The following is an 11197-nucleotide window of genomic DNA, read 5'->3' on the forward strand; positions in this document are numbered from 1 at the left end:
CTGTGGACGCGTCCGCCACTGTAGGACGAACACGTGTTCGAGTCGAGCGACACGCCGTCGCCCGGCTCCGACCGGCTCAGCGCTCCCGCGGCGGGACGTCGTACTCCTCGCAGATCGCCAGCCAGACCCGCCGCACCGGCAGCCCCGCCTCGATGGCGTCGACGGCCGTCCGCCCGCCGAGCGCGGCGAAGACGTGGTCGCGCGCCACGCTCTGCGCCCGCATCGACCCGAACTGCTCGTCGAGCCGGGACCAGAACTCCTGCAGGCGCACGCCCCGACGCTAGCGCGCGTCCCCCTCGGCGGCGGCGTGGTGGGCCAGCCCGGCCCGCAGCCGCCGGACCAGCGCCGCGGGGTCGTCGGCGGCCAGCCGCAGCTCGTCGACCGGCCGGCCGCCGGTGCGCGCCAGCGGCAACACCAGCGGCGCCCGCAGCTCGACGTCGACCTGGGTGGAGGAGAGGACGGCGACCGACACCGCACGCCGGCCGCCCTCCTCGGCGACGACGACCGTGCGGGAGCCCTCGACGCTGCGCCGGCGCACCCGGACGGCGGCGATCTCCTGCCACCGCACGCGGACGTCGACCGACCACCCCACCCGCACGCGCAGACCGCCGTCGTCGACGGTGTGCGGGTGCACGCGCATCGCCGCGAGCAGGCCCACCATCCAGAGCAGCCCGTAGACGCCGACGACCAGCAGCGCGATCCGCAGCGAGGGCCAGGGCAGCAGCCAGTCGACCAGCGGGATCTCGACCGCCGACAGCACGATGAAGGTCCACAGCACCGGCGACGCCGCCGAGGCGTAGGGGAAGGCGTCGGCCCCGGCCGGCACGTCGGGCCGGCGGCGGACCCAGCGCCCCAGGCTGCGCCAGACGCCGACCTCGGCGGTGACCGCGGCGCGCAGCAGCCCGCGGGCGGTCACCGGCCCTCCTCCTCCGCGGCGGCCCCGTGCGGGACCAGCGCCCGCAGCCGTTCCAGGACGTCGTCGAGCGCGGCCACCAGCCCGTCGAGCCGGTCGGCCGGCAGCCCGCCGAAGAGCTGGCCGGCCAGCTCGGCCTGTCCGCGCGCGAGCTCGTCGAGCAGCGCATGCCCGCGTGCGGTGGGGGTGACCAGGGCGGCCCGGCGGTCGCCCGGGTGCGGCTCGCGGGTCACCAGCCCGGCCGCGACCAGCCCGTCGACCAGGCCGGTCACGTTGCGGGCGCTCACCCCGAGCGCGTCGGCCAGCGCGCGCTGGGTGCTCGGTCCCGCGGCGCGCAGGTGCCACAGCAGCGTGGTGCGGGCGACGGTGAGGCCGGAGGCGGCGAGGGAGGCCGTCATGTCCCGCCCGAGGAGCACGGTCAGCTCGAGCACGCGGTCCAGGGCCGCCACCCGTGGGTCGTCGGCGGTCATCGTGAGCCCCCTTCACCGTGAAGTGGCTTCATGATACGCGGACTATCCTGGAGGCGTGTTCCCCACCACCGGTTCGGCGACCTGGGACACCGTCCTGGAGATCGGCATCGCGCTGTGCCTCGTCGTGACGCTGGTGCTGCTCTGGCGCAACCTGCGCGGCCGCTGACCGCTCAGCGCCGGGCCCACACCAGCGCCAGCGGCAGCACGAGCGCCGCCGACACGCCCGCCACCAGGCCGTAGCCGCCGCCGGCCAGCAGCGGCCCTCCGGCGGCGCCGGCGACCGCCGCGCCCAGCCCCATGAGCAGGTCGGTGCCGCCCTGGGCCGTCGGCCGGCTCTCCGCGGGCACCGACTCGGTGACCAGCGTCGAGCCGGCGATCAGCCCGCACGACCAGCCCACCCCGAGCAGCAGCAGGCCGACGCCGAGCCGGCCCGCGGCCTCCGGTGGGGCGGTGCCGGCGATCGCGGCGGCGGCCAGCAGCAGGCCGGCGCCGACGGCGACCGTCACCCGGCGTCCGGCCCGGTCGGCGAGCCAGCCGACCAGCGGCGAGAACAGGTACATCCCGGCGACGTGCACGCTGATGACCACGCCGACCAGCCGCAAGGTCGTCGCGTCGTCGTGAGCGGCGTGCCCCATGTGCACCGGCGTCATGACCATGACGCCGACCATCACGGAGTGGGAGACCACGACGGCGACCAGTCCCAGCCGCCCGTCGGGTGCGCGCCAGACCTCGGCCAGCGCCGTGCGCGTGCGGCCGCGCGCCGGCCCGCCGTCGGCCGGCCCGCGCAGCCGGCGCGCGAGCAGCAGCGGGTCGGGCCGCAGCCCGGCCAGCAGGCCGACCGCGACGAGGGCGAAGACGAGCGCGCAGACGGCGAAGCCGCCGCCGAGCGCGGGCAGGCCGAGCGCGCGGCCCAGGTCGGCGCCGGGCGCGGCGAGGTTCGGGCCGAGGACCGAGCCGACCGTCGTCGCCCAGACGACCAGGGACAGGTCGCGGCCGCGCCGCTCGGGTGCGGCCAGGTCGGCGGCGGCGTAGCGCGCCTGCAGGCCGCAGGCGGTGGCGGCGCCGGCGGCGAACAGCCCGGCGAGCAGCAGCGCCAGGGACGACAGGGCGGCCGCGAGCACGGTCAGCAGCGCACCGCCGACGGCGACGGCGTACCCGGCGGCCAGCCCGGCGCGCCGGCCGGAGCGGTCGGAGAGCCGAGCCAGCGGGACGGCGAGCACCGCGGCACCGAGGACGCCCGCGGTCTGCCCGAGGCCGGCCGCGGCGTCGCTGCCGGCCACCTCGCGGGCCAGCAGGCCGCCGATGGTTATGCCCACGGTGACCCCGAGCCCGGCCAGCGCCACCGCGCCGGACAGCACGCCGACCGTGCGCCGCTGGACCCGTCCGACGTCGGGGCCCGCCTGCGTGGTCACAGTCCCAGCGAGCGGCCGATGATCTCCCGCATGATCTCGTTGGTGCCGCCGTAGATCGACTGCACGCGGGCGTCGCGCCAGGCCTTCGACACCGGGTACTCGTCCATGTAGCCGTAGCCGCCGTGCAGCTGCAGGCAGCGGTCGGCGACCTTGTTCTGCAGCTCGCTCGTCCAGTACTTGGCCATGGCGGCGTCGACGGCGGTCAGCTCGCCGGTGCCCAGCTGCCGGATGCACTCGTCGACGAAGGTGCGCGCGATCGTCGTCTCGGTGTGCAGCTCGGCGAGGACGAACCGGCTGTGCTGGAAGCTGCCGACCGGCCGGCCGAATGCGGTCCGGCCGGTCACGTACTCGAGGGTCCGGGCGAGCACCGTCTCGCAGGCGGCGACCGCGCCGACGGCGATGGACAGCCGCTCCTGCGGCAGGTTGTCCATGAGGTGGGCGAAGCCGCGGTTCTCGGTGCCGAGCAGGTTCTCCGCCGGCACGCGCACCTCGTCGAAGAACAGCTCGGCGGTGTCCTGGGCCTTGAGACCGACCTTCTCGAGGTTGCGGCCGCGGGTGAAGCCGGGCATGCCCCGTTCGACGACGAGCAGGCTGGTGCCCTTGGCGCCGGGGGCGTCGGGGTCGGTGCGCGCCACCACGATCACCAGGTCGGCGTTGATGCCGTTGGTGATGAACGTCTTGGCGCCGGTGAGCACCCAGGAGTCACCGTCGCGGCGGGCGGTGGTGCGGATGGCCTGCAGGTCGCTGCCGGTGCCCGGCTCGGTCATCGCGATCGCCGTGATCAGCTCGCCGCGGCAGAAGCCGGGCAGCCAGCGCTGCGCCTGCTCCTCGGTGCACAGGTCGCGCAGGTAGGGGGCGACGACGTCGTTGTGCAGCCCGAAGCCCAGTCCGCTGGCGCCGATCCGGGTGACCTCCTCGTCGAGGACGGCGTTGTAGCGGAAGTCGCGCACCCCGCCGCCGCCGAAGCGCTCGTCGACGTCCATCCCGAGCAGACCCTGCTCGCCGCCGGCCAGCCACACCTCGCGCGGGACGATCCCGTCGCGCTCCCACTGGTCGTGGTGTGGGGCGACGTTCTTCTCGAGGAACGTGCGGACGGTCTGCCGGAAGTCCTCGTGCCCGGCCTCGTAGAGGGAGGTGCGCATGCCCGGCAGTGTGCCGCACGCCACCACCGGATCGGGCGACCCCGCGGGCCGGTGACGTCCCCGCAGGCCAGCGGACTGTCGTACCCCCGGGGACACTGGGGACGTGCCCGCTCTCGACCGGTTCTCCGCGCCCACGCGGGCCTGGTTCACCGGTGCCTTCGCCGAGCCCACGGCCGCCCAGGAGGGCGCCTGGGAGGCCATCAGCAGCGGCGAGCACGCCCTCGTCGTCGCCCCCACCGGGTCGGGCAAGACGCTGGCGGCGTTCCTGTGGTCGCTCGACCGGCTGACCAGCACGCCGCCGGACGACGAGAGCCGCCGCTGCCGCGTCCTCTACGTCTCCCCGCTCAAGGCGCTGGCCGTCGACGTCGAGCGCAACCTGCGCGCCCCGCTGACGGGCATCGGCCAGGCGGCGATGCGGCTGGGCCTGCCCCGGCCGGAGATCTCGGTCGGCATCCGCTCCGGCGACACCCCGGCCGACGAGCGGCGGGCGTTCACCCGCCGCCCCACCGACATCCTCATCACCACCCCCGAGTCGCTGTTCCTGCTGCTCACCAGCGCGGCCCGGGAGGCGCTGCGCGGCGTCGAGACGGTGATCGTCGACGAGGTCCACGCGGTCACCGACAGCAAGCGCGGTGCGCACCTGGCGGTCTCCCTCGACCGGCTCGACGAGCTGCTCGAGCGGCCCGCGCAGCGGATCGGCCTGTCGGCCACGGTCCGCCCGATCGAGGAGGTCGCCACCTTCCTCGCCGGCGGGCGCCCGGTGCGGGTCGTGCAGCCGCCGTCGGCCAAGGAGTGGGACCTGTCGGTCGTCGTCCCGGTCGAGGACATGAGCCAGCTGGGCCAGCCCACCGGTGAGCTCGACGGGTCGGCGGCCGGCGACCAGCCGCGGGCGTCGATCTGGCCGGCGGTCGAGGAGCGGGTGCTCGACCTGGTGGAGGCCCACCGCAGCACGATCGTGTTCGCCAACTCCCGCCGGCTGGCCGAGCGGCTGACCAGCCGGCTCAACGAGATGGCCTACGAGCGGGCCACCGGCGAGACCGTCCCGCCGGGCACCAACGCCGCGGCGCTCATGGCGCAGGCCGGCTCGGGGGGCGGGGTGCCCGAGGGCGTGCGGCCGGTCGCCGCCGCCCACCACGGGTCGGTGTCGCGGGAGCAGCGGGCGGTCGTGGAGGAGGCGCTGAAGTCCGGGCGGCTGCCGGCGGTGGTGGCGACGTCGTCGCTCGAGCTCGGCATCGACATGGGCTCGGTCGACCTCGTCGTCCAGGTGGAGGCCCCGCCCACGGTCGCGGCCGGCCTGCAGCGGGTGGGCCGGGCGGGGCACCAGGTCGGCGCGGTCAGCCGGGGCGTGCTGTTCCCCAAGTACCGCGGCGACCTGGTGCAGTGCGCGCTGGTCGCCGAGCGGATGAAGGCCGGCGCCATCGAGTCGATCCGCTACCTGCGCAACCCCCTCGACGTGCTCGCCCAGCAGGTCGTCGCGATCGTGTCGGAGGGCTCGCGCACGGTGGAGGAGGTCGGGGCCCTGCTGCGCCGCTCGGCGCCCTTCTCCGGCCTGCCCGACTCCGCGCTGCACGCCGTCCTCGACATGCTCGCCGGGCGCTACCCCTCCGACGCCTTTGCCGAGCTGCGACCGCGGTTGACCTGGGACCGGGTCACCGACACCCTCACCGCGCGCGCCGGCGCCCAGCGGCTGGCGGTCACCAGCGGCGGCACCATCCCCGACCGCGGCCTGTTCGGCGTCTTCCTCGTCGGCGGCGAGGGGTCGGGCGGGCGCCGGGTGGGCGAGCTCGACGAGGAGATGGTCTACGAGTCCCGGGTGGGCGACGTCTTCCTGCTCGGCTCCTCCTCGTGGCGCATCGAGGAGATCACCCACGACCGGGTGCTCGTCTCCCCCGCGCCCGGCCAGCCCGGGAAGATGCCGTTCTGGCACGGCGACGCCCCCGGCCGGCCGCTGGAGCTGGGCCGGGCACTGGGCGCCTTCCTGCGCGAGGTCGGCTCCGCGACGCCGGAGCGCGGCCGGGAGCGGGCGCAGGCCGCCGGCCTCGACGACTGGGGCGCGGCCAACCTGCTCGCCTACCTCGCCGAGCAGAAGGCGGCCACCGGCCACCTGCCCGACGACCGCACGCTGCTGGTGGAGCGGTTCCGCGACGAGCTCGGCGACTGGCGGCTGGTCGTGCACTCCCCCTTCGGCGCGCAGGTCAACGCCCCGTGGGCGCTGGTGCTCGCCGCCCGGCTGCGCGAGCGCTACGGCGTCGACGTCGCCTCCATGCACTCCGACGACGGCATCGTGCTGCGACTGCCCGACACCACCGGCGAGCCGCCGGAGGCCGACCTCGCCGTCCTCGACCCCGACGACGTCGAGCGCGAGGTGACCGCCGAGGTCGGCAGCTCGGCGCTGTTCGCCAGCCGGTTCCGCGAGTGCGCCGCCCGCGCGCTGCTGCTCCCCCGCCGCGACCCGCGCCGGCGGACCCCGCTGTGGCAGCAGCGGCAGCGCGCCGCGCAGCTGCTGTCCGTGGCCAGCGACTTCTCGAGCTTCCCCATCACCCTCGAGGCGGCCCGCGAGGTGCTGCAGGACGTCTACGACGTGCCGGGCCTGGTGGAGCTGATGCGTGACGTCCGCTCGCGGCGGGTGCGGGTGGTCGACGTCCAGACCCAGGCGGCCTCGCCGTTCGCCCAGTCGCTGCTGTTCGGCTACGTCGGGCAGTTCCTCTACGAGGGCGACGCCCCGCTGGCCGAGCGCCGCGCGCAGGCGCTGGCCCTCGACACCGGCCTGCTCGCCGAGCTTCTCGGCCGCTCGGAGCTGCGCGAGCTGCTCGACGCCGAGGCGCTGGCCGAGGTCGAGCGCGAGCTGCAGCGGCTGCCCGCCGAGCGGCACCCGCGCGACGTCGACGGCGCGGGCGACCTGCTGCGCCTGCTGGGCGACCTCACCGCGGAAGAGGCGGCGCCCCGCGGCGTGCCCGCCGAGTGGCTGGAGGAACTGGTCGCGTCGCGGCGGGCGATCGTCGTGCGGATCGCCGGCCAGGAGCGGTACGTCGCCATCGAGGACGCCGGCCGGCTGCGCGACGCCCTGGGCACAGCGCTGCCCGTCGGGGTGCCCGAGGCGTTCACCGAGCCGGTCGCCGACCCGCTGGGCGACCTGGTCGGCCGATACGCCCGCACCCACGGCCCGGTCCAGCCCGCCGAGGTGGCCACCCGGCTCGGCCTCGGCGTCGCGGTCGTCACCGCCACCCTGCAGCGGCTGGTCGGCACCGGCCGGCTGGTCACCGGCGAGTTCCGCCCCGGCGGCAGCGGCCAGGAGTGGTGCGACGCCGAGGTGCTGCGCTCGGTGCGCCGCCGCAGCCTGGCCAAGCTGCGCCAGGAGGTCGAGCCGGTGCCCATCGGCACGCTGGCCCGGTTCACCCCGTCCTGGCAGTCGGTGGGCAGCCGGATGCGCGGCGTCGACGGCGTCCTCGCCGTCGTCGAGCAGCTGGCCGGCGCCCTCGTCCCGGCCAGCGCGCTGGAGACGCTGGTGCTGCCCGGCCGGGTCCGCGACTACTCCCCCGCGATGCTCGACGAGCTCACCAGCGCCGGCGAGGTGCTGTGGGCCGGCGCCGGCGGGCTGCCCGGCGGCGACGGCTGGGTGAGCCTGGTGCCCGCCGACCTCGCGCCGCTGCTGCTCCCCGACGTCGTCGAGCCGCCGGAGGAGGGCGGCGTCGCGTTCGCCGTCCTCGAGCAGCTCGCCGCCGGGCAGGCGGTGTTCTTCCGCGGGCTGTCCGACCTGGTCGGCTCCACCGACGACACCGCGCTCGCCGACGTCGTCTGGGACCTGGTGTGGGCCGGGCTGCTCACCAACGACACCCTCGCCCCACTGCGCACCCGGCTGGCCGGCGGCGGCACCCACAAGCGGGCCCCGGCACCGCCGCGGGCCCGGGTCGACCGCACCCGCTACGGCCGTCCGCGGCTCGGCCGCCCGGCGATGCCCACCCGCACCGGGCCGCCCACGGTCGCCGGCCGGTGGTCGCGGCTGCCCGAGCGCGAGCCCAACCCGACCCGGCGCACCACCGCCCGCGCCGAGGCGCTGCTCGAGCGGCACGGCGTGCTCACCCGCGGCGCGGTGATGGCCGAGCAGGTGCCCGGCGGCTTCTCCGCCGTCTACCCCGTGCTGCGCGCGTTCGAGGAGAACAACCGGGCCCGGCGCGGCTACTTCGTCGAGACCCTCGGCGCCGCGCAGTTCGGCACCCCCGGCTCGGTCGACCGGCTGCGGGCGTTCGCCTCCCCCGACCGGGCCCCCGAGGGCGCGGTGGTGCTCGCGGCCACCGACCCGGCCAACGTCTACGGCGCGGCGCTGCCGTGGCCCGAGCGCGGCGGGCCGGCCGACGGCGAGTCCGCCGAACAGGTGGCCGTCGACGTCGGCGAGGGCACCGGCGGCGGAAAGCGGGCCACCGGGCACCGCGCCGGGCGCAAGGCCGGGGCCCTGGTGGTGCTGGTCGACGGCGACCTCGTGCTCTACGTGGAACGCGGCGGCAAGTCGCTGCTGTCGTTCACCGAGGACGAGCAGACGCTCAAGGAGGCGGCCACCGCGCTGTCGGGCGCGGTCGCGGCCGGAGCGCTGGGGCGGATGGTCGTGCAGAAGGCCGACGGCGCCTCGGTGCACCAGGACACCCCGCTGTCGTCCGCGCTGCAGGCCGCCGGGTTCGCCGCCACCCCGCGCGGGCTGCGCCTGCGCGGGTGACCCTCCGGCGGCTGGCCGACCGGCGTCCGCGCCACCGCGCGTACCGTGGACCGTCGCAGTCGTGAGGGATGAGGGAACAGACATGGCAGCCGGCACGGTCCGCTGGTTCGACGCGGACAAGGGCTTCGGGTTCATCGAGCCGCAGGACGGCGGGGACGACGTCTTCGTCCACTTCTCGGCCATCGAGGACACCGGGGGGTTCCGCTCCCTCGACGAGGGTCAGCCGGTCGAGTACGACGCCGCCGACGGGCCGCGTGGCCCGCAGGCCGAGCGGGTGCGCCCGACCGGCGGCGCCCCGCGCGGCGGCCGTCGCGACGACCGCGGCGGGTCGCGGGACGACCGCGGCCGCTCCGGGGGGAGCCGCGCGCCCCGCGGCATCGTCGTCCAGGGCACCGTGGCGCGCTTCGACGCCGACCGCGGGTTCGGCTTCATCGTCCCCGAGGACGTCTTCGTGCACGTCTCCGCGGTGACCCGCGGCGGCGACCTCGAGGAGGGCGACCGGGTCGAGTTCGAGCTCGTCGAGGGCAACCGCGGCCTGCAGGCCGACTCCGTGCGGCTGCTGCCGTCGACCCCGCGTCGCGGCGGCTACGACCGGCCCGCGCCGCGCGACCGCCGTGACGACCGGGGCAGCCGCGACCAGCGGCCGGCCCGCGCTCCGCGCGGCGGGGACTCCGGCGGGGACGCCGAGGGCACCGTGCAGTGGTTCAACCCCGACAAGGGCTTCGGGTTCATCACCCCCGACGACGGCGGCGACGACGTCTTCGTGCACTACTCCGAGATCGAGGACGACGGCGGCTACCGCGAGCTCGAGGAGGGCCAGCGGGTCTCGTTCACCCGCACCTCCGGGACGCGCGGCACCAGCGCCAGCGGCGTCCGTCCTCTCGACTGAGCGGGCGTCCCGTCCGGGAGCGGGCGGTCAGCGGCGGCCGCGCAGCCAGGGGGCGAACCAGCGGGTCAGCCGCGGCATGACCACCTGGCCGAGCAGCACGACGACCACCGTGGCCGACAGCAGCAGCCGCAGCGGCAGCGGCCACGACGCGACGTGCGGGGCCACCAGCAGCTGGAAGGCCAGCGTGATGCCGAAGACGGCGGCGATGGTCAGCACCGTGAGCCGCCAGCGCGGGCCCGGCCGCGGCGGGGTCAGCGCGGTGAAGAAGCTGTCGAGTCCGGCGACGCGGGCGTAGTCGGCGCCGTCGGAGAGGTGCGCGACCCGCGCGAGGGCCGCCTGACGCTCCGCCGAGCGCTCCCAGCCGGCCAGCGACTCGCCGTCGGCGAAGCGGTAGACCAGGTGGTACCGCGTCGAGCCGGGACCGGGGCGGAGCAGGCTGGTGCCGAGGTTGCCGGGGAACCGCTCGGCCAGGCCGAGGACCTCACCGGCCCACTGCTCGAACGCCGTCCGGTGGTCGCCGCGGACGTCGCGGGCGACGGTCACCGTGACCGGCTCGGCAACCCCGGTCACGTGCTCGGGGGAGACGGCCGTGTCGCTGGGGTCGGGACGTCGCTGCACGGCAGACCCAGCGCGTCCGGGCGCACGGCGCTTCCCGCCCGCGGGGTGACCTCCCTCGCCCTCCAGCAGCGCCGATGCGCACCGGGGACACTGGAGGACGTGCCCGAGGGAGACACCGTCTGGCTGGCGGCCAAGCGGATGGACAGCGCGCTGGCCGGCCAGACGCTGCGCCGCGGCGAGCTCCGGGTGCCCCAGCTGGCCGCGACCGACCTGACCGGCCGCACGGTCAGCGAGGTGGTCCCCCGCGGCAAGCACATGCTGACCCGGTTCACCGACGGCTGGACGCTGCGCACCCACTACCGGATGGACGGCAGCTGGCACATCTACCGCAAGGGCGCCCGGTGGCGCGGTGGGCCGGCGTTCTCGATCCGGGCGATCCTGGCCACCGACCGGTGGGACTGCGTCGGCTACCGGCTGCACGACGTCGCGCTGGTCCGCACCGCGGACGAGGACTCCGTCGTCGGCCACCTCGGCCCCGACGTCCTCGGCCCGGACTGGGACCTCGAGGAGGCCCTGCGCCGGCTGCGGTCGCACCCCGACGAGCAGATCGGCGTCGCTGTCCTCGACCAGCGCAACCTGTGCGGGCCGGGCAACCTCTACAAGGTCGAGGGCCTGTTCGTCTGCGGGGTGCACCCGTGGATGCGGGTGGCCGACGTCGAGGACCTCCCCGGGCTCGTCGAGCGCACCCGCGCGCTGATGCTGGCCAACCGCGACCGGCCCGAGCAGAGCACCACCGGCGACCTGCGCCGCGGCCGTGACCACTGGGTGTACGGCCGCAAGGACAAGCCCTGCTACCGCTGCGGCACGCCGGTCCTGCGCGGCGACCAGGGGCCGGACCTGCAGGAGCGGATCACCTACTGGTGCCCGACCTGCCAGGCCACCGACGCCCCGGTCGACCCCGCGGCCCGCACCGGCGAGCCCGGCCGCCCGCCGCCGCTGGCCAACGCCCACTGAACGCGACGGGGCCCCGGGACCGGGGGGGGTCCCGGGCCCCTCGCGGGGGGGATTATTGGGTTTTGGGGGGGTGGGGGGGGTGGTCGGTGTT

At 76.4% G+C, this 11197-nt stretch carries 9 protein-coding genes; 3 read left to right on the forward strand and 6 right to left on the reverse strand.

Translation table 11 applies throughout. The annotated features are described in order from the left end of the window. Positions 1–76 precede the first annotated feature (76 nt). From ACI79O_RS13880 to ACI79O_RS13900, 5 genes are all read right to left on the reverse strand, one after another. Positions 77–271, reverse strand: coding sequence for a DUF3046 domain-containing protein (locus tag ACI79O_RS13880; RefSeq protein ID WP_456876250.1), 195 nt, complete (start codon positions 269–271; stop codon positions 77–79). A gap of 9 nt (positions 272–280) precedes the next feature. Then, on the reverse strand, positions 281–916 hold the full coding sequence (locus ACI79O_RS13885; protein ID WP_456914439.1) for a hypothetical protein: 636 nt from the start codon (positions 914–916) through the stop codon (positions 281–283). Continuing rightward, positions 913–1383 (reverse strand): MarR family winged helix-turn-helix transcriptional regulator, encoded by a 471-nt coding sequence (locus ACI79O_RS13890; RefSeq protein ID WP_456893387.1) that lies wholly within the window; start codon positions 1381–1383, stop codon positions 913–915. The genes ACI79O_RS13885 and ACI79O_RS13890 overlap by 4 nt, the downstream gene beginning before the upstream one ends. A 170-nt stretch (positions 1384–1553) precedes the next feature. Continuing rightward, entirely contained in the window at positions 1554–2795 is a 1242-nt protein-coding gene (locus ACI79O_RS13895) for an MFS transporter (protein WP_456876247.1), read from the reverse strand. Then, positions 2792–3937 carry an acyl-CoA dehydrogenase family protein gene (locus ACI79O_RS13900; RefSeq protein WP_456893383.1) on the reverse strand — a complete coding sequence of 382 codons (1146 nt, stop codon included), beginning with the start codon at positions 3935–3937 and terminating at the stop codon, positions 2792–2794. The genes ACI79O_RS13895 and ACI79O_RS13900 overlap by 4 nt, the downstream gene beginning before the upstream one ends. 103 nt (positions 3938–4040) lie before the next feature. Between ACI79O_RS13900 and ACI79O_RS13905 the strand changes: the two genes are divergently transcribed. Together ACI79O_RS13905 and ACI79O_RS13910 are read left to right on the forward strand one after the other, a co-directional pair. Beyond that, positions 4041–8645, forward strand: coding sequence for an ATP-dependent helicase (locus tag ACI79O_RS13905; protein WP_456893381.1), 4605 nt, complete (start codon positions 4041–4043; stop codon positions 8643–8645). A gap of 82 nt (positions 8646–8727) precedes the next feature. Next, the gene (locus tag ACI79O_RS13910; protein ID WP_456893379.1) at positions 8728–9534 is read left to right on the forward strand and encodes a cold shock domain-containing protein; all 807 of its coding nucleotides are present in this window, start codon (positions 8728–8730) and stop codon (positions 9532–9534) included. Positions 9535–9561: 27 nt separating this feature from the next. Here the strand turns inward: ACI79O_RS13910 and ACI79O_RS13915 are convergent, their stop codons facing one another. Further along, positions 9562–10152, reverse strand: coding sequence for an antibiotic biosynthesis monooxygenase (locus tag ACI79O_RS13915; protein WP_456893377.1), 591 nt, complete (start codon positions 10150–10152; stop codon positions 9562–9564). 99 nt (positions 10153–10251) lie between these two features. Between ACI79O_RS13915 and ACI79O_RS13920 the strand changes: the two genes are divergently transcribed. Continuing rightward, a complete protein-coding gene (locus ACI79O_RS13920; protein WP_456876242.1) occupies positions 10252–11106 on the forward strand; it encodes a DNA-formamidopyrimidine glycosylase family protein in 855 nt (284 codons plus the stop codon). Positions 11107–11197: the final 91 nt, after the last annotated feature.

It is taken from the genome of Geodermatophilus sp. SYSU D00696, assembly GCF_054050235.1.

What these genes read in the sequence shown, in the direction of transcription:
- ACI79O_RS13890 (WP_456893387.1), bottom strand. Translation starts at nt 1,383, where the DNA reads ATGACCGCCGACGACCCACGGGTGGCGGCCCTGGACCGCGTGCTCGAG.
- ACI79O_RS13900 (WP_456893383.1), bottom strand. Translation starts at nt 3,937, where the DNA reads ATGCGCACCTCCCTCTACGAGGCCGGGCACGAGGACTTCCGGCAGACC.
- ACI79O_RS13910 (WP_456893379.1), top strand. Translation starts at nt 8,728, where the DNA reads ATGGCAGCCGGCACGGTCCGCTGGTTCGACGCGGACAAGGGCTTCGGG.